General features: G+C 69.8%; 20 protein-coding genes. 16 read left to right on the plus strand and 4 right to left on the minus strand.

What is annotated here, in order from left to right:
* Positions 1 to 30 precede the first annotated feature (30 nt).
* Complete coding sequence (locus ACWICD_RS07105; protein ID WP_376126159.1) at positions 31 to 1503, plus strand: MinD/ParA family ATP-binding protein; 1473 nt, start codon at positions 31 to 33, stop codon at positions 1501 to 1503.
* 1 nt (position 1504) lies between these two features.
* Positions 1505 to 1996: a peptide deformylase gene (locus ACWICD_RS07110; protein ID WP_376126162.1), complete on the plus strand. Its 492-nt coding sequence runs from the start codon at positions 1505 to 1507 to the stop codon at positions 1994 to 1996.
* Positions 1997 to 2266: 270 nt separating this feature from the next.
* On the opposite strand, the gene ACWICD_RS07115 is transcribed toward ACWICD_RS07110, so the two are convergent.
* Entirely contained in the window at positions 2267 to 4093 is a 1827-nt protein-coding gene (locus tag ACWICD_RS07115) for an AMP-dependent synthetase/ligase (RefSeq protein WP_376126166.1), read from the minus strand.
* 104 nt (positions 4094 to 4197) lie between these two features.
* On the opposite strand from ACWICD_RS07115, the gene ACWICD_RS07120 reads away from it, so the two are divergent.
* From ACWICD_RS07120 to ACWICD_RS07130, 3 genes are read left to right on the plus strand one after another with little or no spacing between them, the layout of a single operon-like run.
* The gene (locus ACWICD_RS07120) at positions 4198 to 5142 is read left to right on the plus strand and encodes an ROK family glucokinase (RefSeq protein ID WP_376126169.1); all 945 of its coding nucleotides are present in this window, start codon (positions 4198 to 4200) and stop codon (positions 5140 to 5142) included.
* Between the two features lie 4 nt (positions 5143 to 5146).
* Positions 5147 to 5833, plus strand: a complete 687-nt coding sequence (locus ACWICD_RS07125) for a lysophospholipid acyltransferase family protein (RefSeq protein ID WP_454139768.1) — start codon at positions 5147 to 5149, stop codon at positions 5831 to 5833.
* 50 nt (positions 5834 to 5883) lie between these two features.
* A complete protein-coding gene (locus ACWICD_RS07130; RefSeq protein WP_376126173.1) occupies positions 5884 to 7221 on the plus strand; it encodes a class II 3-deoxy-7-phosphoheptulonate synthase in 1338 nt (445 codons plus the stop codon).
* Between the two features lie 85 nt (positions 7222 to 7306).
* Here ACWICD_RS07130 and pknB read toward each other — a convergent pair whose 3' ends face one another.
* Positions 7307 to 9250: a Stk1 family PASTA domain-containing Ser/Thr kinase gene (pknB, locus tag ACWICD_RS07135; protein ID WP_454139769.1), complete on the minus strand. Its 1944-nt coding sequence runs from the start codon at positions 9248 to 9250 to the stop codon at positions 7307 to 7309.
* Positions 9251 to 9317: 67 nt separating this feature from the next.
* Positions 9318 to 10478 (minus strand): LysM peptidoglycan-binding domain-containing protein, encoded by a 1161-nt coding sequence (locus ACWICD_RS07140; RefSeq protein ID WP_454139770.1) that lies wholly within the window; start codon positions 10476 to 10478, stop codon positions 9318 to 9320.
* A gap of 142 nt (positions 10479 to 10620) precedes the next feature.
* On the opposite strand from ACWICD_RS07140, the gene ACWICD_RS07145 reads away from it, so the two are divergent.
* Positions 10621 to 10971 (plus strand): Rv2175c family DNA-binding protein, encoded by a 351-nt coding sequence (locus tag ACWICD_RS07145; protein WP_376126182.1) that lies wholly within the window; start codon positions 10621 to 10623, stop codon positions 10969 to 10971.
* Between the two features lie 6 nt (positions 10972 to 10977).
* Here the strand turns inward: ACWICD_RS07145 and ACWICD_RS07150 are convergent, their stop codons facing one another.
* Positions 10978 to 12075 (minus strand): polyprenyl synthetase family protein, encoded by a 1098-nt coding sequence (locus tag ACWICD_RS07150; protein WP_454139771.1) that lies wholly within the window; start codon positions 12073 to 12075, stop codon positions 10978 to 10980.
* Positions 12076 to 12139: 64 nt separating this feature from the next.
* Between ACWICD_RS07150 and ACWICD_RS07155 the strand changes: the two genes are divergently transcribed.
* From ACWICD_RS07155 to murG, 10 genes are all read left to right on the plus strand, one after another.
* On the plus strand, positions 12140 to 12511 hold the full coding sequence (locus tag ACWICD_RS07155; protein ID WP_454139772.1) for a DUF3040 domain-containing protein: 372 nt from the start codon (positions 12140 to 12142) through the stop codon (positions 12509 to 12511).
* A gap of 199 nt (positions 12512 to 12710) precedes the next feature.
* Positions 12711 to 13142 (plus strand): division/cell wall cluster transcriptional repressor MraZ, encoded by a 432-nt coding sequence (gene mraZ / locus ACWICD_RS07160; protein ID WP_376126190.1) that lies wholly within the window; start codon positions 12711 to 12713, stop codon positions 13140 to 13142.
* Between the two features lie 108 nt (positions 13143 to 13250).
* Complete coding sequence (rsmH, locus tag ACWICD_RS07165) at positions 13251 to 14204, plus strand: 16S rRNA (cytosine(1402)-N(4))-methyltransferase RsmH (RefSeq protein WP_454139773.1); 954 nt, start codon at positions 13251 to 13253, stop codon at positions 14202 to 14204.
* Positions 14201 to 14785, plus strand: a complete 585-nt coding sequence (locus ACWICD_RS07170) for a hypothetical protein (protein ID WP_454139774.1) — start codon at positions 14201 to 14203, stop codon at positions 14783 to 14785. Before rsmH ends, ACWICD_RS07170 begins: the two co-directional genes overlap by 4 nt.
* Positions 14786 to 14789: 4 nt before the next feature.
* Positions 14790 to 16577 carry a peptidoglycan D,D-transpeptidase FtsI family protein gene (locus ACWICD_RS07175; RefSeq protein ID WP_454139775.1) on the plus strand — a complete coding sequence of 596 codons (1788 nt, stop codon included), beginning with the start codon at positions 14790 to 14792 and terminating at the stop codon, positions 16575 to 16577.
* A 26-nt stretch (positions 16578 to 16603) separates the two neighbouring features.
* Positions 16604 to 18016, plus strand: coding sequence for a UDP-N-acetylmuramoyl-tripeptide--D-alanyl-D-alanine ligase (locus ACWICD_RS07180; protein ID WP_454139776.1), 1413 nt, complete (start codon positions 16604 to 16606; stop codon positions 18014 to 18016).
* The gene (gene mraY, locus ACWICD_RS07185) at positions 18013 to 19122 is read left to right on the plus strand and encodes a phospho-N-acetylmuramoyl-pentapeptide-transferase (RefSeq protein WP_454139777.1); all 1110 of its coding nucleotides are present in this window, start codon (positions 18013 to 18015) and stop codon (positions 19120 to 19122) included. Before ACWICD_RS07180 ends, mraY begins: the two co-directional genes overlap by 4 nt.
* A complete protein-coding gene (gene murD, locus ACWICD_RS07190) occupies positions 19119 to 20669 on the plus strand; it encodes a UDP-N-acetylmuramoyl-L-alanine--D-glutamate ligase (protein ID WP_454139778.1) in 1551 nt (516 codons plus the stop codon). Before mraY ends, murD begins: the two co-directional genes overlap by 4 nt.
* Positions 20620 to 21867 (plus strand): putative lipid II flippase FtsW, encoded by a 1248-nt coding sequence (gene ftsW, locus ACWICD_RS07195; protein ID WP_376126209.1) that lies wholly within the window; start codon positions 20620 to 20622, stop codon positions 21865 to 21867. Before murD ends, ftsW begins: the two co-directional genes overlap by 50 nt.
* Positions 21864 to 22952, plus strand: coding sequence for an undecaprenyldiphospho-muramoylpentapeptide beta-N-acetylglucosaminyltransferase (gene murG / locus ACWICD_RS07200; protein WP_454139779.1), 1089 nt, complete (start codon positions 21864 to 21866; stop codon positions 22950 to 22952). The genes ftsW and murG overlap by 4 nt, the downstream gene beginning before the upstream one ends.
* Positions 22953 to 22963 lie beyond the last annotated feature (11 nt).

Raw genomic sequence — 22963 nt, forward strand, 5'->3', positions numbered from 1 at the left:
GCTCGACACCCGCCTTTGGAGAGACCCGCAGTGACGTCTGATCGCCCCGACCAACCTGACGAAGATGCCCTGAACGGCGTCCTCTCCGACGCGGGCAGCCTCGACACCGCCGGGATCGGGATCCTCAACGGCGCCACGGCGCAGGTGAACCTGTCGTTCGCCGTGGCGGCCGAAGACGACGACGAAGACGACGTCATCGGCGACGAGGTGCCCATCGAACTCGGGTACGCGGCACTGGTCGACGCGCGCACCGACGACGAGGTTCCGCTCGAGACCGCCGAAGCCGAGATCGTCGCCGACTCGGCTTCGCCCGCCGCGGCGTCGCCGTCCGAAGACATCACCGACGCCGAAGAGGTGGAGGATGCCATGACAGCTCACTCCGATGAGACGCCCGCCGAGGCCGCGCAACCCGTGACGTCGTCGATCCCGACGACGCGCTGGGAGGCGCAGCATCCCGATTCACCGCGTCCTGCGCGCGGTCACGCCCTCGAGCGTGTGCCGTCGCGCGCTGATGTCGCGTTGACCTCGAAGCGGATCGGCGAGTTCGAAGCCGATCGTGAGAGCGCCGATCTGCTGACGGCGGATCGTCTGCTCGACCCGCACCACGTCGTGCGCCCCGAGCCCGAAGGCGCGTGGCAGCACCTCGTCTATTCGCTGTCGGGCAGGCGCATCAACCTCGGTGACGGCAAGCGCGCACGGGCGCGCAAGGAGCTCGACCGTCGCATCTCGGCGCCGCTGAACGGCGGTGCCCGCTTCGTGCCGGTGATGTCGCGCAAGGGCGGCGTCGGCAAGACGACGATCACGACACTGCTGGGCATGGCGCTCGCCGACGCTCGCGATGACCGCGTCATCGCCGTCGACGCGAACCCCGACCGGGGAACGCTCGCCGAGCGCATCGGTCGCACGAGCGGCAAGACCGTGCGCGATCTCGTGCGCACGCATGCCGAGGTCGTCGGCTACAACGACCTCTCCGGCATCGTCGCGCGCGATGAGACTCGCCTGGACGTCCTCGCGTCGGACAGCGACCCGCGCGTGTCCGTAGCGTTCAGCGATGACGACTACAACGACGTCGCCTCGATCGCCGCGCACTACTACTCGATCGTGCTCACCGACACCGGAACCGGCGTCGTCCACTCGGTCATGGAGGCGACACTCGGGCTCGCCGATCAGCTCGTCATCGTCACCGGGCTGAGCGTCGACGAGGCGCGACTGGCGTCCGAGACGCTCACCTGGCTCGAGACGAACGGCTACGCCGAGCAGGTGCGCGGCGCGGTCGTCGTGCTCAACAACGCCCGCCCCGGTGCTCCACTCGTGCGGCCCGACGAGCTCGAGGCGCACTTCCGCTCGCGCGTGCGCGCCGTCGTGCGGATGCCGTACGACGCGCACGTCGCCGCCGGCAGCGCCATCGCGTTCCGAGATCTGCAGCCTGCGACCCGTCTCGCCGCCCGTGAGCTCGCCGCGAAGGTGGTCGAGGGACTCCGCTCGCTCGCGGCGGCCGCCTGACATGGCGGTCCGTCCGATCCGCGTCTTCGGCGACCCCGTTCTGCGGGCGCCGGGTGCGCCCGTCGACGTCGTCGATGACGGCATCCGCTCGCTCGTGCAGGACCTGCTCGACACCGTCGCACTGCCCGGTCGCGCCGGGGTCGCCGCCTGCCAGATCGGCGTGGGAGTCCGCGCGTTCAGCTACAACATCGACGGCGACATCGGCTACGTGCTCAACCCCGTGCTCGTCGAGGTCGACGGTGAACCCGAGCTGGTCGCCGAGGGCTGCCTGTCCGTGCCGGGTCTGTGGCACGAGGCCCTGCGCCACCCGCGGGCCAAGGTCGTCGGCACCGACCTCGAGGGCAACGACGTCGTGATCGAGGGGGAGGGGCTGCTCGCCCAGGCCCTTCAGCACGAGACCGACCACCTCGACGGCATGCTCTTCCTCGATCGTCTTCCGGCCGAGACCCGCCGTGTCGCGATGCGCCAGATCCGGGAGTCGGACTGGTTTTGATGCGAGCAGGATCGATGCGCGCGTAGCGCGCGTTGATGCGGCTCGGATCAATGTCGAGTAGCGCGCGAAGCGCGCGTATCGAGATCCCGGGGTATCGAGCTGCGACTGCTCCGGTCCGCATCTCGATACGCGCCTGCGGCGCTACTCGATGACCGGGGGGCGACGGGTGGGGGCGCTACTGGACCACCGGGTGGGCGGTGCGGCGCTACTCGATGACCGGGGAGCGCGCGCTGAGGACCGGGTGAGCCGCGGCGCACCCGGTCCTGCGCGTCAGCCCAGCGAAACGTTCGTCGTGTTGACGGGAACGTCGTAGATCTTGTCGATCTCGGCGGCGAAGTCGTCGAGGATGACGTTGCGCTTGATGCTCATCTTGGGAGTGAGGTGACCGCTCGCCTCGGTCCACTCCGTCGCGAGGATCGTGAACTTGCGGATCGATTCGGCACGCGACACCGACGCGTTGGCCTCGTCGATCGCACGCTGCACTTCGGCGCGGACGGCGGGATGCGCGGCGGCATCCGCGAGGGACATGTCACCCGGCAGGTTGTTGTTCGCAAGCCAGGTCGGCAGCATCTCGGAGTCGAGCGTGATGAGCGCCGCGATGAAGGGCTTCTGGTCGCCGAGAGCGACGACCTGCCCGACGATCGGGTTCGCCCGGATCGGGTCTTCCAGCGCAGCGGGGGCGACGTTCTTGCCACCGGCCGTGACGAGGATCTCCTTCTTGCGGCCCGTGATCGTGAGGAAGCCCTCGTCGTCGAACGAACCGATGTCGCCGGTCTTGAACCAGTCGCCGTCGAACGACTCGGCCGTCGCCTCGGGGTTGCGCCAGTACTCCTTGAAGACGTTGATGCCACGCACCTCGACTTCACCGTCTTCCCCGAGCCGGACGCCGATCCCGGGAAGCACGGGGCCGACGGTGCCGATCTTCGACTTGTTCGCGAGGTTGACCGTCGCGGGCGCCGTCGTCTCGGTCAGGCCGTAGCCCTCGAGGATCGTGACGCCGAGGCTGTGGAAGAAGTGACCCAGGCGCGGCCCGAGCGGGGCCGATCCCGAGACGGCGTATTCGACGCGCCCGCCCATCGCGGTGCGCAGCTTGCTGTAGACGAGCTTGTCGAACAGCGCGAACTTGATCTTGAGGCCGAGCGGCACCTTCTTGCCGTCCTGCAGGAGCGTGGAGTGCTCGACGGCGGCGTGGGCGGCGGCGCGGAAGATCTTGCCCTTGCCCCCCGCTTCGGCCTTCTGCTCGGCGGAGTTGTACACCTTCTCGAACACGCGCGGGACGGCGAGGAGGAAGGTCGGCTGGAAGGAGCCGAGCGCCGGCAGGAGCTGCTTCGTGTCGGGCTGGTGGCCGGTCTTCACACCGGCGTGGATGTCCAGGATCGAGATGAAGCGTGCGAACACGTGTGCCGTCGTGATGAACAGCAGCGTCGAGGCGCCCGGCGTCTCGACGACCTCGTGCAGCGCCTTGGCGGAGTTGCGCGAGAGCTCGACGAAGTTGCTGTGCGTCAGCACGCACCCCTTGGGGCGTCCAGTCGAGCCGGACGTGTAGATGAGCGTCGCGATGTCCGACCCGTTCGCGAGGTTGCGACGGCGTTCGATCTCGTCATCGGTGACGGATGCACCATCGGCGACGAGCTTGTCGAGGTCGCCCTTGTGCATGGCCCAGACCGATCGCACGAGCGGGACGTCGGCGCGCACCTCGTCGAGTCGTGCGCTGTGGTCCGGGGACTCCACGATGCAGGCGACGGCGCCCGAGTCCGAGAGGTTCCACGCGATCTGCGCGGGCGAACTCGTCTCGTAGATCGGCACCATGACGGCACCCGCGAAGAAGAGGGCCATGTCGACGAGGGTCCACTCGTACGTCGTGCGAGCGACGAATCCGATCTTGTCGCCGGGCTCGATGCCCCCCGCGACGAAGCCCTTCGCGAGTGCGATGACCTGGGCATGGAACTCGGCTGCCGTGATGTCACGCCAGCCCTCACCGTCGGGAACGGCGAACAGCGGCCGGTTCGGGGTGAGCTTGACGCGCTCGACGAGCAGGTCGCTGACGTTTGCCTGCGGGTCTGCGGGGACGATTGCGGGAACTTCGAATTGGACCACGGCAACTCCTTCGGTACCGGTGCGGAACGACATCGGCTTCGGGTGGGATCGAGTCTAGACTTCTTGTCGCCGTCGCACACGCACGGCGGGATGAGGGACACCACGTGCTCACAGTCGGGATCGACATCGGCGGGACGAAGATCGCCGGTGGCGTCGTCGACGACGAGGGGCGCATCATCGATTCCGTCCGCGTGGACACACCCGTCGACACCGATGCACTCGCCCGAGCCGTCATCGACATGGCGAATCATTTCATCGCGTCCCACGATGTGGCGGCCGTCGGCGTGGCGGCAGCGGGATTCATCGACCGCGAGCGGGCGACCGTCATCCACGCGCCGAACATCGCGTGGCGCGACGAACCGCTCAAGGCGACCTTGGAGAGCGGCATCCCCCGTCCCGTCACGATCGAGAACGATGCGAACGCGGCGGGGTGGGCGGAGTTCCGCTTCGGCGCGGGCCGCGGCGTCGACCACATGGTGATGCTGACGATGGGAACCGGCGTCGGCGGAGCCGTCGTGCTCGGCGACGAGCTCTTCCGCGGGGGCCACGGCATCGGGGGAGAGCTCGGCCACATCCGCTTCATGCGTGACGGCCGCCTGTGCGGCTGCGGTCAGCGGGGGTGCCTCGAGCAGTACGCGTCGGGCCGTGCGCTGCAGCGCGAGGCGAATGAGATCGCGGATGCCGGTGGCATCGGCGCCGCCCTCGCGGCGGTCCGCGACGAGCGCGGCGAGATCCCCGGACCGGCCGTCTCGCGTCTCGTGCTCGCGGGCGATCCGGGAGCACTCGAGGCGCTGCGACGTGTCGCGACGGCACTCGGTGAAGCGTGCGGCGGATTCCAGGCCGTACTCGATCCCGAGCTCTTCGTCATCGGCGGGGGAGTCGCCGAGCTCGGCGAGCACCTTCTCGAACTCGTCCGCCCCGCCTACGAGAGTTCCGTGCCCGCGGTCGGCGAGCGCCCCGTCGCGGATTTCGCGATCGCGCGGCTGGGAAACGATGCGGGAGTCATCGGTGTCGCCGACCTCGCCGCGCGTGCCCGGAAGGAGGGGTAGCCGGGTGTTCTACTGGCTCATGAAGTACGTCGCGATCGGGCCGATCGTCAAAGCGATCTTCCGCCCCTGGATCGTCGGGCGACGCAACGTCCCGTCGCAGGGCGCCGCGATCCTCGCCAGCAACCACCTGTCGTTCGTCGACTCCGTTTTCCTTCCCCTCATGATCGACCGGCCCGTGTCGTTCCTCGCCAAGAGCGACTACTTCACCGGCAAGGGCCTGAAGGGGTGGGCCACGCGCATGTTCTTCAAGGCGACCGGCCAGCTGCCGATCGACAGGTCGGGCGGCAAGGCCTCGGAGGCGTCCCTCAACACCGGTCTTCAGGTGCTCGGCCGCGGCGACCTGCTCGGCATCTACCCCGAGGGCACGCGCAGCCCCGACGGCAAGCTCTACCGCGGCCGCACGGGCATCGCCCGGATGGCGCTCGAGGCGCACGTGCCCGTCGTGCCCGTCGTCATGGTCGACACCGACACGATGATGCCGATCGGCACCCGCGTACCGCGCGTCGCGCGCGTGGGCATCGTCATCGGCGAGCCGCTGGACTTCTCGCGTTTCGCCGGGATGGAGAGCGACCGCTACATCCTGCGTTCGATCACGGACGAGATCATGGTGGCGCTGCAGCGCCTGGGGGAGCAGGAGTACGAAGACGTGTACGCCTCGACCGTCAAGGACCGGCTCAAGAGCCGTTCCTGACGGCTCGTCACCTGGCTCTCGCGTCGGTCGTCCGCGGATAGACTCGGGGGATGCTTCAGCACCTCGACGCGCTCGATCACTGGCGGACTCTGCCCATCAAGCAGCAGCCCACCTGGTATGACGCCGACGCTGTCGCGGCCGTGTCCGCCGAGCTCTCGACCTTGCCGCCGCTCGTGTTCGCCGGCGAGGTCGACAATCTGCGCGACCGGCTCGCCCGCGCAGCATCCGGAAAGGCGTTCCTGCTGCAGGGCGGGGACTGCGCCGAGACGTTCGCAGGAGCGACCGCCGACCAGATCCGCAACCGCATCAAGACGGTGCTGCAGATGGCCGTCGTGCTCACGTACGGCGCGTCGATGCCGGTCGTGAAGATGGGACGCATGGCGGGCCAGTTCGCCAAGCCCCGCTCGAGCGACACCGAGACGCGCGGCGACGTGACGCTTCCGGCGTACCGCGGCGACATCGTCAACGGCTTCGACTTCACCGAAGGGTCGCGCCGGGCCGACCCGGAGCGTCTGATGAAGGGCTACCACACGGCCGCTTCGACGCTGAACCTCATCCGCGCGTTCACGCAGGGTGGCTTCGCCGATCTGCGTGAAGTGCACTCGTGGAACAAGGGGTTCGCGAAGAACCCCGCAAACCAGCGCTACGAGCGCCTCGCGAACGAGATCGACCGCGCCATCAACTTCATGGAGGCCGCGGGAGCCGACTTCGACGAGCTGCGTCGCGTCGAGTTCTTCACGGGCCACGAGGGTCTGCTGATGGATTACGAACGACCCCTCACGCGCATCGACTCGCGCACGGACACGCCCTACAACACGTCGGCGCACTTCCTGTGGATCGGCGAGCGCACGCGCGACCTCGACGGTGCGCACGTCGACTACTTCTCGCGCATCCGCAATCCCATCGGCGTCAAGCTCGGGCCGACCACGACGCCCGAGACGGCGCTCGCCCTCATCGACAAGCTCGACCCCGAGCGCGAGCCGGGTCGTCTGACCTTCATCACGAGGATGGGCGCAGGAAAGATCCGCGACGCGCTGCCGCCGCTGCTCGAGGCCGTGAAGGACTCGGGAGCGACGCCGCTGTGGGTGACCGACCCGATGCACGGCAATGGCATCACGACGCCGACCGGCTACAAGACCCGCCGCTTCGACGATGTCGTCGACGAGGTGCGCGGGTTCTTCGAGGCCCACCGTGCCGTGGGAACCTTCCCCGGCGGCATCCACGTCGAGCTGACCGGCGACGACGTCACGGAGTGCCTCGGCGGCTCCGAGATGATCGACGAGGCGACGCTGGCGACGCGCTACGAGTCGCTCTGCGATCCGCGCCTCAACCACATGCAGTCCCTCGAGCTGGCCTTCCTCGTCGCCGAAGAGCTCGAGAAGCGCTGACCCCTGACCGCGAGACTGCAACGGCACGCCGAGACAGCGGGGTAACCCCGCAGTCTCGGCCTCCCGTTGCAGTCTCGCGGAAAAGTCAGCCGGTGACGGTGATCTGGATGGTGACGGCGGTGCCGCGCTCGCGCAGCTCACCCCCGGCGGGATCCTGGGACGTCACTTCGGTCAGGGCATCGGGCCAGACGTTCCACAGAGCCGAGTAGTTCACCTCGAAGCCCGCATCGCGCAGGGTCTGCGCCGCCGCGTCACGCGTTGCGCCGATGACGCCGGGCACTTCGAACAGCGGCGGTCCCGTCGAGACGACCAGCGAGATGCGGTCGCCCGGCTGCCACCATCCTTCGCCCTCGCGTTCGCTCGTGCGGATGACATCGCCGCGCGGAATCTCTTCGCTGGACTCTTCGGCGACGGCTTCGTCGACCGCGAGACCGGCATCGGTGAGGATGCTGCGTGCTCGCTCCGCCGACTCGCCGACGACGTTCGGCAGGGGTCCGAGCGAGACCCACAGCGTCGCGGCATCGCCCTCGTGCACGGTGCATCCGTCGCCGCACGGGATGCCGTCGCCGCCGCCGGCGGGCTGGACCATGACACCCACGACGGTGCCGGCCGCGGCGTCGGTGAAGAACTCGGTGTTCTCTTCGCCGGGCTCGATATACAGACTCGACAGCGTCTCGCGGGCATCGGCCTCGGTCGAGCCGATGAGAGCGGGGACCGTCGCCTGAGCGGGACCGAGCGAGATGTACACGGCGACCTCGGCATCACGGTCGACGCGCTGCCCGGCCTCGGGGTTGGTGCGGATGACCTGACCTGCGGGCACGTCGCGGCTCGCCTCGCCGCGTTCGACCGCGATCAGCCGATGCTCGGCGAGCTGTGCCTGCGCATCGGCGAAGGTCCCTGACACGGCCGGCACCGCGACCAGCGAGCCCGGACCCGAGCCGAACCACCAGCCCGTGCCGCCGGCGAGGGCGGCCAGCAGCACGACGAGAACCGCGATCCATACGCCGCGCGTCGTACGACGCCGCGCGGCGCGGCGCAACCGGCTGCCGTGGTCGGTGTCTTCCACCGACGCCGTCTGCATAGCACCCGTCGTCGGCAGCACCTGGGTCAGCTCGCCCGACGCGAGGCCCTCGTCGCGCACGATGCCGACGGCGGCGGTCGCCCGCGCGACCTGCGGCGAGATGCCGAGCTCGCGCTCGATCTCGCGCAGCCGATCGAGCATCTCGCTCGCGTCGACGGGACGATCGTCGGGCTCGCGCGCCGTCGCCCACAGCACGAGCTCGTCGAGCGGTTCGGGGACGCCGGGGTTCTTCACGCTCGGCCGGGGGACGGAGTCCGTCGCGTGCTGGTACGCGATCTGCATCGGCTGCTCGCCCTTGTACGGCTGCTCGCCCGTGAGCAGCTCGTAGAGCACGATGCCGAGGGCGTAGATGTCGCTGCGGGCGTCGGCCGTGCCGCGCGTGACGAGCTCCGGTGCCAGGTACGCGATCGTGCCGAGCAGCTGCGCGCCACTCGCGGTGTTCGCCGTCGTCGCGCGGGCCAGGCCGAAGTCGCCGATCTTGACCCGCCCGTCCTCGGCGAGCAGGACGTTCTCGGGCTTGACGTCGCGGTGCACGATGCCGGCGCGGTGGGCGGCAGCCAGGCCCGACAGCACGGCATCCATGATCGTGATCGCCTGGGGCACCGTGAGCCGCCGCTGCTCGCGGATGAGCTCGCGCAGCGTGATGCCGGGCAGGTATTCCATGACGAGATACGCCATGTCGCCGTCCTGGCCCTGATCGAAGACGTTCACGACGTGCGGGTCGGCGAGCCGCGCGGCGGCGCGAGCCTCTTGGATGAACCGGCTCTGGAACACGGTGTCGTCGCTGAGGTGCCCGTGCATGATCTTGAGGGCGATGCGCCGCTCGAGCCGCAGATCGGTCGCGACGTACACGGTCGCCATACCGCCGCGAGCGATGCGGGCACGCACCCGGTACCGGCCGTCGACGAGACGCCCGATCAACGGGTCCGTCTGCTGGCTCGTGCTCACGCGCAAAGTCTACGGAGCGCGGAGCGCGTCCCCGGGCAGCGGCGCACCTCTGACCCGGTGTCGCAGGTCACCCGAGGGCTGCCAGCCACGCGTACGCGGGCTGCTCCCAGAGCGCGTAACGATCCGGGAACGCCGAGATCTGCACCGCCTGGGCGGCATCGGCGAACGTCATGTCCTGCCATCCGGGGATGTCGAGGAGCCCCCGCGTCGCGGATCCGTTCGGGTCGTGCGCCCCACCGTAGAACACCCGCGCCGCACGATGCGGGTCGCGGATCTGCTCGGCCGTGCCCCATCCCATGCTCGGTCGCTGCTGGAACAGACCGAGCGAATCCCGGTCGCCCCAGTCGAGGTTGCGGATCCATGACTCGACCATCGCCGTGCCGAGCGCGATCGCGATGCCGCGATCGGGTACGCCCAGCTCACGCCCGACCTGGACGATGATGCGGGCGTTCGCCGTCTGCTCGGCGTCGAGTCCCGCCACGACCGCCGAGACGGATGCCGCCAGCACGGGCGCGCCGGGAAGTGCGAGCTGCTGACCCGGATAGATGATCGCGGACCGGTCGAGCCCGTTGGCATCGAGCATGCCCTGCACCGAGACGCCATGGTGCGCGGCGATGCTCGTGATGGTGTCGCCGCCGATCACCGTGTGGCTTCCCGCGGGAGCGGGAGCGGGAGCCGGTGCCGGGGTCGGGGCCGGCGCGGCCGGGGCCGGCGCTGCGCCCGGGAGACTGAGCTTCTGGCCGGGGTAGATGATCGACGACCAGTCGAGTCTGTTGGCGGTGAGCATGGCCTGCGTCGTGACCGCGTGCCGGGCGGCGATGCCGACGATCGTGTCGCCCGCCTGCACGACGTACGTGCCGTGGGGAGTGGTGGGCGCGGGGGCGGCCCCGCCGCTGAGGCGCAGCACCTGACCGGGCTGGATGACCGAGTTCCAGGTCAGTCCGTTCAACGCCAGCACGTCGTCGGTGCGCAGGCCGTGGCGCGAGGCGATGCCGCTCACGGTGTCGCCCGCCGTCACGGTGTGGGTCGGCGGTGCGACGGCAGCGGAGCGCGCGGCCGGCAGCGCGGACGCCGGGAGCGTGCGCGTCGACGGAGAAGAAGAGTGCTCGGACGAGCGTTCGACGGCGGCCGCCGGGGTCGAGGACAGGATCACGGCGAGGGATCCCGCCACGGCGACGGGCACGACGTGCGGTCGCGGATCACGGAGGGGTTTGACGGCGGTGTCCACAGGTTTCGGGTCCCTTCATCGACGCCAAAACGCTGTCACGGATGTAATCGGCTGTCAACTGGTGTCATCTCGAGGGGCTGATGTGCCTGCTGTGATTCAAGTGGTGTCGACCGTGATCGTGCAGAGGTGCGATCATGGGGGCGTGAACGCTGACACCGCGCCGCGCATCCCGACCGACTGGCTCTCACTGCCCGACCTCGTCGAGGTGATCGGCGAACCGCTCGGACGTGTGCGGCGCCTCCTCGAAGACTTCCACCTGATCGGGTCGCGTCGCGAGGGCGGCCTCAAGGTTCCGTCGGTGTTCCTCATCGACGGCCAGCCGGTGCCGTCGCTGCGCGGCACGGTCTTCGTGCTGCACGACGCCGGCTTCGACGACGACGAGATGATCGACTGGCTCCTGACCTACGAGGATTCCATTGGGCTCGCGCCCATCGAAGCGCTGCGCGCCGGCCGCAAGGGCGACGTCCGGCGTGTGGCCCTGACGCTGGCGTAGCGCGGATCAGGTCGTGCGCACGGCCGCCGCGTGGGCGAGGTCGCGCAGCGACGAGACCGCGGCGTTGTCGAGGCGCGCGCCGGAGAGGGCCCGTCGCGCCTGGCCGACGTAGTCCGCGATGAGCCCCTCGAGGCGGTCGAGTGCTCCCGTCTCGCGGATCGTGCGCTGCAGCGATGCGATCTGATCCGCGTCGAGCGTCGGGTCGCCGAGCAGTTCGTCCATGATGCGCCGAGCCGTCGGCGAAAGGGCTTCGCGGGCGAAAGCGATCAGGACGGTCCGCTTGCCCTCGCGCAGATCGTCGCCCGAGGGCTTGCCGGTCTCGGCTTCGTCTCCGAACACGCCGAGCACGTCGTCGCGCAGCTGGAACGCCATGCCGGCGGGATGACCGAAGGCGACGAGCGCCGCGAGCTGATCGGCGTCTGCGCCCGCGAGTGCCGCGCCGATCGCGAGCGGCTGCTGGATCGAGTAGCGGGCCGATTTGAAGGATGCCACGCGCAGAGCTCGCTCGGCGTGCTGATCGTCGGGCTCGACGACGAAGGCGGATTCTTCGGCGATGTCGAGGAACTGGCCGATCGTCACTTCGCGGCGCATCGTGGCGTACTCGCGGCGGGCGGCGCGTGCACGCTCCGGGACCGAGAGCTCATCGAGTCCTTCTTCGAACAGGTCGTCGCTCCACGCCACGAGCAGGTCGCCGAGCAGGATCGCCCCCGACCGCCCGAAGCTCGCGGCATCTCCCGCCCATGCCGCCGCGCGGTGCAGCTCCTCGAGCGCGCGGTGCGCCGCGGGGCGCCCACGCCGAGTGTCCGAGTTGTCGATGATGTCGTCGTGCACGAGTGCCGCAGCGTGGAACAGCTCGAGCGATGCGGCTGCCGAAGCGACGGCATCCGGGATCGGAGTCCCCGGCCTGCGGGCATCCTCCACAGCCCTCCACCCCGCGATGCAGAACCGGCCGCGCAGGCGCTTTCCACCGCTCGCAGCCGCGCGGGCCGCCTCGACGAAGAGGCCCGCCTCATCGCCGAGAGGGGCGGAAGCGGCGCGTTGTGCCGCCAAGAACGTGTCGAGTCGCTGGGAAACCGCCTCGATCGGCTCGGAGGTGTGTTGCACGGGCCTAGCCTAGTGATTGACGCGACGCGTAGAATCATCGAAGACCAGCAGCCAAGGGGGATGCATGCCACTCTCCGAACAGGAGCAGCGCCTGCTCGACGAGATGGAACGCCATCTCATGCACAACGACGCCGACGTCGTGAGCGCATCGAGCGATGGACGCACGCTCAGTTACCGCAACATCGTCTACGGGACGATCCTCGTCCTGCTGGGGCTCGGCGGCCTGCTCGTCGGCGTCGCCGTCCCCTCGCTCCTCGTCGTCGGCATCATCGGGTTCGTCGTGATGCTCGGCGGCGTGATCCTCGCCGTGACGCCGACTCGCGGACTCGGCAAGCCGACGCCCGAGCGGGCGTCCCGTCCGTCGCCGCAGGCAGCCGGCGGGTCGTTCATGGACCGCATGAGCGACCGCTGGGACAAGAGGCAGGGCGAGCACTGATCCGCTCCACCTGAGCGCGGGCTTCCGCGCCACCGACGAAAGCACCGACCTTCGGGTCGGTGCTTTTTTCGTGCGCTTTCGTGCGCGGAATGGGGCTCGGGGGAGTCCTCGACGTGAAAACGATGGTGAAGTGGAGTGAAGTGGAGTAAAGTGGTGGATACTCCAGCGGGGGCCGGACAGACAGGGGAGGAGTGGACCGATGCTTCTCGGCACGCACACTCCCAAGCTCGACGACAAAGGCCGCGTCATCCTTCCGGCGAAGTTCCGCGACGACCTCGGCTCGGGCGTCGTCGTGACCCGCGGGCAGGACCGCTGCCTCTACGTCTTCAGCACGCAGGAGTTCGAACGCGTCCACGAGCGCATCCGCGAAGCGCCGCTGGCCAACAAGCAGGCCCGTGACTTCCTGCGCATGTTCCTCTCCGGCGCGAGCGCCGAGAAGCCCGACAGTCAGAACCGCATCACGATCCCGCCGCCGCTGCGCGCCTACGCGGGCCTCGAGAAGGAACTCGTCGTCACCGGCGTCGGCGCGCACGCCGAGATCTGGAACGCCGACGCCTGGAACACCTACGCCGAAGCCAACGAAGAGAACTACGCCGAACTCGAGCAGGAGGTGATTCCGGGCCTGTTCTAGCCGGCCCCTGTGTCCTGACTCCCAGCCGCTCACACCCTGGCGCACTTCCCCGGTGCCAGGTCGGAGCGGATGGGGATCAGGACACAGGAACCGCAGGGCCCCGACAGCATGAGCCTCCGCGACATCCACACCCCGGTCCTCCTCGAGCGCTGCGTCGAGCTGCTCGCCCCCGCCCTCGACCGTGACGGCGCCGTCTTCGTCGACGCGACGCTGGGCATGGGCGGTCACTCGGGGGCGTTCCTCGAGCGCTTTCCGGGGCTGCGGCTCGTCGGCCTCGACCGCGACACCGACGCGCTGCGCATCGCGGGGGAGCGGCTCGCCCGCTTCGGCGATCGGGTGACGCTCGTGCACACCGTCTACGACGGGATAGCGGATGCTGTCGCCTCGGCCGGATACGCCGCGGCCGACGGCATCCTGTTCGACCTCGGCGTCTCGTCGCTCCAGCTCGACGTCGCCGACCGCGGCTTCGCGTACGCGCAGGACGCGCCCCTGGACATGCGGATGGACCAGACCGGCGGCACGACGGCGGCCGACGTCCTCGCGACCTACGGCGAGGGAGACCTGCGACGCATCTTCGAGCGCTACGGCGAGGAGAGGCTCGCGGGTCGGTACGCGCGCGCCATCATCGCGGCGCGCGCCGAGGCGCCGCTCGACCGGTCGGGGCGTCTCGTCCAGATCCTGCAGGACGCCACCCCCGCGGCACTCAAACAGGGCGGCCACCCCGCCAAGCGCGTCTTCCAGGCGCTGCGCATCGAGGTCAATCGCGAACTGTCCGTGCTCGAGCGCGCCATCCCGGCGGCGCTGGACACGCTGCCCGTCGGCGGGCGCATCGTCGTGATGGCCTACCAGTCCCTCGAGGACCGCCTCGTCAAGCGCGAGTTCGCCGACGCGTCGACGTCGAAAACGCCCCCGGGGCTTCCGGTCGAGCTGCCCGAGCACGCTGCGCGGTTCCGGCTGCTCGTGAAGGGAGCCGAACTGGCCTCCGACGAAGAACGTGCGCGCAACCCGCGTGCGACCCCCGTGCGCCTGCGCGCGGCCGAGCGAGTGAGGGAGGCCGCATGAGTCTCGACTCCACGGCGTGGTCCCTTCCGACCGTCGCGCCGACCCGGGATCCGCGGCGCGGCCTTCGCGTCGTCGAACAGGCGGCGCCCCGGCGCCGGCCCCGTCTGGTCTACGGCGTCGTGGCGGTGCTGGGCGCCTTCCTGATCGGCGCGGCGCAGATGGGCCTGTCGATCCTCACGACGCAGACCTCGTACGAGATCTCGACGCTCACGCGCGAGCAGCGCGACCTGACCTGGGAACGCCAGATCCTCGCCGACGATCTCGCCGGACTCAGCTCGCCGCAGTACCTCGCCGCGAACGCCGCTGCTCTCGGCATGGTCATCGACGAGTCGCCCAGCTATCTGCGACTGAGCGACGGCGCCGTTCTCGGCACGGGCCAGGCGGCGTCCTGGATCTCGTCGGTCGATGCGTTCAACCGCGGCTCCGTCGCGAACTCGCTCATCACCTCGACGCCGCTCATCACGGCACCCGATGCCACGATCGCCCAGGTCCCGGTCGAGACCCCCGCGGATCTCACGGGCGGAGTCTCCAACACACCGCCGCCGATCACCGACGGACTGCCCACCCCGAGCACACACTGAGCACATGACCACGAAGAGCACGCGCGGCACGCGCCGCCGCACCGTCGTGGCCCTCGCGGTCGTCCTCGCCGTCCTCGGCGGCTTCCTCGTGCGGCTCGTCGACATCCAGGTGGTCAGCGCCGACGAGCACATCGCGGACTCGATGGACAAGGCGTTCCGCGCATCGCAGGCGCTGTACGGCACCCGGGGCGCGATCGTCGACGAGACCGGGCAGCCGCTCGCCGGCAGCATCGTCGAATACGACTGTCAGCTCGATCCGCTGCTCATCACGCAGATCGACGCGAAGGTCGCCGAGGGCGAATCGACCGCGAAGCCCTGGTCGAAGGTGTCGCACGAGATCGCGCGCATCATCGACAAGGACCTCGACGAGGTGCAGAGCATCGTCGGCGACGCACTCGCCATCGACGAGAACTCGCGCTACGCGCAGCTGGCCAAGGGGCTGTCGACTCAGCAGTACCGGGCACTGGCCGAGACCGGTGTGCCGTATCTCGCGTGCGGGCCGCATCCTGCCCGCGCGTATCCCGACGGCGCTGTCGGCGGCAACCTGGTGGGCTTCATGACGTCGGACGGAGAGCCGATCGAGGGGCTCGAGCTCTCGCAGAACCAGTGCCTCGCGGCGACCGACGGGTCGCTGACGTATCAGCAGGGCAAGGACGGCGTGACGATCCCGGGCACGGCGCGCGAGGTCGCCGCCGTCGACGGCGGCACGCTGCAGCTCACGATCAACCGCGACCTCAACTGGTATCTGCAGCAGCTCATCGCCGAGCAGGTGCAGAACATGGAGGCCCAGAGCGGCGCGATCCTCGTCGTCGAGACGAAGACGGGAAAGATCCGCGCGGCGGCCGAATACCCTACGGTCGATCCCAACGAGCCGACGGCGGCCGAAGAAGGCGACCGTGCCAGCCGGATCTTCCGCGGCACGTTCGAGCCGGGCTCGACCTTCAAGGCACTCACGGCGGCGACGGTGGTGGATGCCGGCGGTCAGACCACGACCTCCACGGTCGTCGCATCCGGGCGCGAGACCTTCGCCAACGGCGCGCGCGTCAACGATGCGTTCAACCACCCCGCCTACACCTACACGCTCGCGGGCGTCCTGATGGATTCGTCGAACGCCGGGATCGCCCGCTTCAGCGAGACCGTCGACGCGCAGACGCGGCACGACTACTTCGAGAGGTTCGGGATCGGCCAGGGCACCGACGTCGGCTATCAGAAGGAAGAGCGCGGCACGCTGCATCCCGCGGAATCGTGGGACAACCAGACGGTCTACAACACGTCGTTCGGTCAGGGGCTCACGACGACGATGCCCGAGCTCGCCGGCGCGTACGCCGCGATCGCGAACGACGGTCTGCGCATGCCCCTCTCGCTCATCGAATCGTGCACGACGACGGACGGCACCGTCATCGAGCCCGATGCGCCCGAGCCCACGCGCGTCGTGAGTGCCGAGGCGGCGTCGGCGACGCGCGACATGCTCGAGAACGTCATCGCGCAGAGCAGCATGTCCAGGCAGCTGAGCGTGCCCGGCTACCGCGTCGGCGGCAAGACCGGCACCGGCGAGAAGCACGACAGCGAGACGGGCGGCTACAAGGCCGGGGCCTACTACACGACCCTCATCGGCATGGCGCCCATCGAGGACCCCGAGTACGTCGTCGTCGTCACGATGGACGAGCCGACGAAGGTAAAGTCGTCTGCGGCCAACGCGACGGCGTTCCAGAAGGCCATGACGCAGGTGCTCAAGACCTACCGCGTCATGCCGTCCACGACGACGCCGACGCTGCTGCCGAAGTTCGGCTGAGCAGTGCTGATCCGGCCGGAGACTCGATGATCGCCCTGACCCTCGCCCGTGTGGTGGATGCCGTCCGCGGCGACCTCCGCCTCGCGGCATCCGACACCGTCGACACGATCGTGTCGGGCGCCGTGGACACCGACTCGCGCCTCATCGCGCCCGGCGGCATCTTCGTCGCCAAGCCCGGCGAATCCACCGACGGGCACCGGTTCGTCGATGCCGCCGTCGAGCGCGGCGCCGTGCTCGCGATCGTCGAGCGTCCCGTCGCGGCGGCCGTGACCCAGATCGTCGTGCCCGACGCCGTCGCCGCACTCGCCGACCTCGCGCGGGTCGTCGTGGCCGACGTGCGCTCGCGCGGCGACCTGCGGGTCATCGGGATCACGGGCTCGAACGGCAAGACCACGACAAAGAACATGCTCGCGCGCATCCTCGAGCCGGCGGGCGAGACGGTCTCGCCCAAAGCCTCCTTCAACAACGAGGTCGGCGCGCCCCTGACGATGCTGCGGGTCACCGAATCGACGCGATACCTCGTCTGCGAGTTCGGCGCGAGCGGACCGGGCGAGATCGCGCGGCTCGCGGGCCTGGTCGAACCGGACGTCGGCGTCGTGCTCATGGTCGGGATGGCCCACGCGGGCGGCTTCGGCGGCATCGAGGCGACGTTCCTCGCGAAGTCCGAGCTCGTGCGCGCCGTGCGCCCGGGCGGTCTGGCCGTGCTCAACGGCGACGACCCGCGCGTCGCAGCGATGGCGCCCCTCGCCCACGAGCACGACATCGCCGTGCGCTGGTTCGGGCGCGGACCCGACGCGGACGTGCGCGCGGCAGACCTCGACGTGACGGCGTCCGGCACGTCCTGCACGGTGACCGTCGGCGCCGAATCGGCGGCGCTGCGCCTGCGCGTTCTCGGCGAGCACCACATCATGAACGCCCTCGCGGCGATCGCTGCGGCGACAGCCCTCGGTGTGCCGCTCGTGGACTGCATCGAGCGGCTCGAAGCGGTCGAGATCGCCGAGCGCTGGCGCATGCAGCCGCTCGGCTCGGATCGCGTCCGCATCATCAACGACGCCTACAACGCCAGTCCCGACTCGATGTCGGCCGCCCTGCGCACCCTCGCGCAGATCACGGGACCGGACCAGCGAATGGTCGCTGTCCTCGGCGCCATGAGCGAGCTCGGCGAGCATGCCGGCGACGAGCACGACCGCATCGGAGAGCTCGCCGTGCGGCTGCGCATCCCGCGCATCGTCGTCGTCGGCACCGAGGCGCGGCGACTCTTCCTCGCCGCCGTCGGCGAGGGCTCCTGGAGCGACGAGGCCGTCTTCTTCGCGACGGCCGACGAGGCGTACGACTACCTCGTGGGCGAGCTGCGCGACGGCGATCGGGTGCTGGTGAAATCCTCGAACGCGGCGGGTCTGCGGTTCCTGGGGGATCGTCTGGGAGAATCGTTCGCGTGAGATCACTCCTGACTGCCGCAGCGATCTCGCTGGCCTTCACACTGTTCCTCACACCCGTCTTCCTGCGGCTGTTCCGCAAGTGGGGCTGGGGACAGGTCATCCGCACGCCCGACAACGTGCACAACCCGAGCCACGGCGAGAAGCGCGGCACCGCGACGATGGGCGGCACGATCTTCATCGTCGGCGCGATCGTCGGCTATCTCGTCGGAACCTATACGGGCAACAACCCGCCCACGATCTCAGGCTGGCTCGTCGTGTGGATGATGGTCGGGTTCGGCGCCGTCGGCTTCATCGACGACTACATGAAGGTGCGGCGTCAGCGCAGTCTCGGACTGACCGGGTGGCGCAAGATCCTCGGGCAGGTCATCGTCGCGGTGCCGTTCGGCGTCGCGTCGCTGATGTTCCCGGATGCCACGGGCCAGACGCCCGCCTCCCCGTACGTCTCGATCTTCCGCGACGTGCCCTGGCTCGGCTTCATGACGCTCGGGCTCATCGTGGGCTGGATCGTCTACCTGCTGTGGATCACGTTCATCGGCGTGGCCTTCTCGAACAGCGTCAACGTGTCCGACGGCCTCGACGGCCTCGCCGCGGGCGCGGGCATCTTCGTCGTCGGCGCCTACAGCCTCATCGCCTTCTGGCAGTTCAACCAGGCCTGCGGCGGCGGCGCGCTCTCGCCCGATCTCGGGGCCGCGTGCTACCAGGTGCGCAACCCCTTCGACCTCGCCATCATCTCGGCCGCGTTCGTCGGCGCCCTCGTCGGCTTCCTGTGGTGGAACGCCCCCAAGGCCAAGGTCTTCATGGGTGACGTCGGATCGATGGCGATCGGTGGCGTGATCGCCGCGATGGCGATCCTCACGCGCACCGAACTGCTCGCCGTGCTCGTCGCGGGCGTGTTCATCATCGGCCCGGGATCGGTCATCCTGCAGCGGCTGTACTTCAAGGTGACGCGCGGCAAACGCCTCTTCCTGATGAGCCCGTTCCACCATCACCTCGAGATGCGCGGGTGGTCCGAGATCACGATCGTCGTGCGCATGTGGATCATCGCGGGGATGCTGGCGGTCTCGGGCATCGGCTTCTTCTACGTCGAATGGCTCTCACGCACATGACCGCGGATCGCCTCGCATCCCTCACGAGCTGGCACGCCGACTGGAAGGGACTGCGCGTCGCGGTGCTGGGCCTGTCGGTCACGGGCTTCTCGGTCGCCGACACCCTCGCCGAGCTCGGTGCCGACGTGCTCGTGCTCACGGAGCAGGCCGACGAGGAATACGCACGGCTCGTGCCCGTCATCGGGGCGCGGTTGTGGGAAGGGTCGCTGCGCAGCGCCCCGCAGCCGCTCATCGAGTTCGCCCCCGAGCTCGTCATCGCCTCGCCGGGCTTCTCGCCGCGGCATCCGCTCATCGAGTGGACGCGCGCGCAGGGCATCGCGCTGTGGGGCGACATCGAGCTGGCCTGGCGGGTCCGCGACAAGGTCGTGCGCTCCGACGGCTCGGCCTCCGACTGGATCCTCGTGACGGGCACGAACGGCAAGACCACGACGACCCGGCTCGCCGCGACGATGCTCGTCGCGGGTGGGCTGCGGGCCGCTCCCGTCGGCAACATCGGCACGCCCGTGCTCGACGCCGTCCGGGACCCGGCAGGCTTCGACGCGCTCGTCGTCGAACTCTCCAGCCACCAGCTGTGGTATCTCGGGCTGCAGACGGGGCCGGAGCCGCTCTCGCCGCACGCCGCCGTATGCCTCAACCTCGCCGACGACCACCTCGAGTGGCACGGCACGGCGGCGGACTACCGCGCCGCGAAGGCGCGGGTCTACGACCGGACCCGGGTCGCGTGCGTCTACAACAAGAGCGACGTCGCGACGCGCGAGATGGTCGAGGACGCCGACGTCGTCGAGGGGGCGCGCGCCATCGGATTCGACCTGGGCGTCCCCGGCCCCAGCGATCTGGGCGTCGTCGACGGCATCCTCGTCGACCGTGCCTTCCTCGAGGACCGCCGCACGAGCGCGCTCGAGCTGACGACGGTGGCCGACCTCGCAGCGATGGGCCTGGCCGCTCCGCACATGGCGGCGAACATCCTCGCCGCCGCGGCGCTGGCCCGCTCGCTCGACGTGCCGCCCGCGGCGATCCGCGACGCTCTCGCCCGTTTCCGTCTCGACCCGCACCGCATCGAGGTCGTCGCGTCGGTGGCGGGCATCACGTGGGTCGACGATTCGAAGGCGACGAACCCGCATGCGGCGGCATCCTCTCTCGCGGCGTATCCGGGCGCCGTGTGGGTCGTCGGCGGGGTGCTCAAGGGCGTGGACATCTCGGATCTCGTCGCGCAGCGCGGCGTGTCGGTCAAGGCCGCGATCGTGATCGGCGAGGAGCGCACGTCGGTCGTCGAGGCGTTCTCACGACACGCGAGCGGGGTGCCCGTCTTCGAGGTCGACGCCGCTCAGACTGAAGACATCATGGCGCGGGTCGTGGAGCTGGCGACCGAGATCGCGCGTGACGGGGACGTCGTCCTACTCGCCCCCGCCGCCGCGTCGTTCGACCAGTTCTCGTCCTACGCCGACCGCGGCCGGCGCTTCGCCGATGCGGTGAGAGAACGGCTCGGGAGGGGGACCGATGGCGGACACGACGTCGACCCGGAAGGGCCCGCGACCGAGCGAGCCTGAGCGCCCCTCCAAGCGCGGGCTGTCCGCGCGCGTGTCGCTCGGCAGGGTCTTCGCGCCCGTTCCGAGCGAGTTCCTGCTCATCTCGTCGACGGCCCTGCTGCTGACGATCTTCGGGCTCGTCATGATCCTCTCGGCGACATCGGCGAACTCGGCGGCGATCGGGGAATCGCCCTTCGAGTCGATGATCCGGCAGGGCATCTTCGCGATGCTCGGCGTGCCGCTCATGTTCATCGCGAGCCGGTTCCCGATCACCTTCTGGAAGCGCGTCGCGTGGCCGGCACTCATCGGGGCGACGATCTTCCAGCTGCTCGTCTTCGTGCCGGGCCTGGGCGTCGAGGCGTACGGAAACCGCAACTGGATCTCGATCGGGGGAGTGCAGGCGCAGCCCTCCGAGTTCCTCAAGCTGGCCCTGGCCCTGTGGGTCGGCTACGTGCTGTACCGCAAGCGCACGCTCCTGGGACTCTGGCGTCACGTGTTCATCCCGCTCGTGCCCGTCTCGATCCTCGTCATCGGCACCGTCATGGCCGGAGACGACCTCGGCACCGCCATGATCCTCGTGCTGATCGTGCTCGGAGCCCTCTTCTTCTCCGGCGTCAAGCTGCGGATCTTCCTGCTGCCGGCGATCGGTGCGGCGGCCGCCGTGGCGTTCCTCGCGGTCACGAGCCCCGACCGCGTGCGCCGGTTCATGAGCTTCCTCAACCCGAACTGCCTCGACGACTACCTCAACGACTGCTATCAGCCGCTGCACGGCATGTGGGGCCTCGCGGGCGGCGGCATCTTCGGGCTGGGCCTGGGCAACTCGCGGGAGAAGTACGACTGGCTCCCCGCCGCGGCGAACGACTACATCTTCGCGATCGTCGGCGAGGAGCTCGGACTCATCGGGTGCATCGTCGTGCTCGCCCTGTTCGCCCTGTTCACGGTCGGCGCGTTCCACGTCATCCGCAAGACCGACGACCCCTTCGTGCGCATCGTCGCGGGCGGGATCACCGTGTGGATCGTCGGGCAGGCGCTCATCAACATCGGCGTCGTGCTCCGGGTCTTCCCCGTGCTCGGCGTGCCCCTGCCGTTCATGTCGCAGGGCGGAACCTCGCTGCTGTCCGTGCTCATCGCCTGCGGCGTGCTGCTGTCCTTCGCCCGCTCGCTGCCGCCCCCGGCATCCCGGGTCGTCCCAGCGGGGCGTGCGAAGATCTCTCGGTGAGTTCTTCGCCCCCGCCCCGCACCTACCTGCTCGCAGGCGGCGGCACCGCCGGTCACGTCAATCCGCTGCTGGCCGTCGCCGACGCCCTGCGCGAGCGCGAGCCCGACGCGCAGATCCTCGTCCTGGGCACCCGCGAGGGGCTCGAGGCCCGGCTCGTGCCGGCGCGCGGGTACGAGCTCGTCTTCGTCGACAAGGTCCCCTTCCCCCGCCGCCCGAATCGGGATGCCGCGGCTTTCCCGCTGCGCTTCCGCCGCGCCGTCGGGCAGGTGCGCGACATCGTCCGCGCCCGCGGCGTCGACGTCGTCGTCGGCTTCGGCGGCTACGCGTCGGCACCGGCCTACGTTGCGGCACGCCGCGCCCGCGTGCCGGTCGTCGTGCACGAGGCGAACGCCCGGCCCGGGCTCGCGAACATCCTCGGCGCCCGCTCGGCGGCGTCGGTCGGGGTCGCCTTCGAGGGCACGCCCATCAAGCGCGCCCGTGTCGTGGGCATGCCGCTGCGGCGCGAGGTCGTCGAGCTCGACCGCTCCGCGCTGCGCGTCGAAGCGGCCGCGCATTTCGGGCTCGAGCCCGACAGGCCGACGCTCCTCGTGTTCGGCGGCTCGCTCGGGGCGGCCCGGCTCAACGCGGCCCTCGAGGGTTCCTGGCGCGATGTGCTCGACGCCGGATGGCAGCTCGTGCACGTCACGGGCGAGCGCTCCGACCTCGCCGATCCCGGTGCATCCGGCTACGCCCTGCGCCGCTACGTCGACCGCATGGACCTCGCCTTCGCGATGGCCGACCTCATCGTCGCGCGCGCCGGTGCGGCGACCGTGAGCGAGATCAGCGCACTGGGCATCCCCGCGGTGTACGTGCCGTACGCCGTCGGCAACGGCGAGCAGGCGCTCAACGCCGGCTCGGCCGTGCGGGCCGGCGCGGCACGCCTCATCGCGGACGCCGAGTTCACCCCCGACCGGGTGCGGTCGGAGATCGTGCCGCTGCTCGCCGACGGCGCGACGCGAGAGCAGATGCGCGAGGCGGCATCCCGCATCGGCACGCGCCGCGGCACCGAGAACGTCGTCGCCCTCGTCGACGAGGCGCTGACCTGATCGTCCCGCGC

The sequence above is a fragment of the Microbacterium sp. NPDC055357 genome (assembly GCF_053644835.1).

Excerpts from the sequence above, each read along its gene's own strand:
- ACWICD_RS07110 (WP_376126162.1), top strand. The coding sequence starts at position 1,505 with ATGGCGGTCCGTCCGATCCGCGTCTTCGGCGACCCCGTTCTGCGGGCG.
- ACWICD_RS07130 (WP_376126173.1), top strand. The coding sequence starts at position 5,884 with ATGCTTCAGCACCTCGACGCGCTCGATCACTGGCGGACTCTGCCCATC.
- ACWICD_RS07155 (WP_454139772.1), top strand. The coding sequence starts at position 12,140 with ATGCCACTCTCCGAACAGGAGCAGCGCCTGCTCGACGAGATGGAACGC.
- mraZ (WP_376126190.1), top strand. The coding sequence starts at position 12,711 with ATGCTTCTCGGCACGCACACTCCCAAGCTCGACGACAAAGGCCGCGTC.
- rsmH (WP_454139773.1), top strand. The coding sequence starts at position 13,251 with ATGAGCCTCCGCGACATCCACACCCCGGTCCTCCTCGAGCGCTGCGTC.
- ACWICD_RS07170 (WP_454139774.1), top strand. The coding sequence starts at position 14,201 with ATGAGTCTCGACTCCACGGCGTGGTCCCTTCCGACCGTCGCGCCGACC.
- ACWICD_RS07175 (WP_454139775.1), top strand. The coding sequence starts at position 14,790 with ATGACCACGAAGAGCACGCGCGGCACGCGCCGCCGCACCGTCGTGGCC.
- ACWICD_RS07180 (WP_454139776.1), top strand. The coding sequence starts at position 16,604 with ATGATCGCCCTGACCCTCGCCCGTGTGGTGGATGCCGTCCGCGGCGAC.
- murD (WP_454139778.1), top strand. The coding sequence starts at position 19,119 with ATGACCGCGGATCGCCTCGCATCCCTCACGAGCTGGCACGCCGACTGG.
- ftsW (WP_376126209.1), top strand. The coding sequence starts at position 20,620 with ATGGCGGACACGACGTCGACCCGGAAGGGCCCGCGACCGAGCGAGCCT.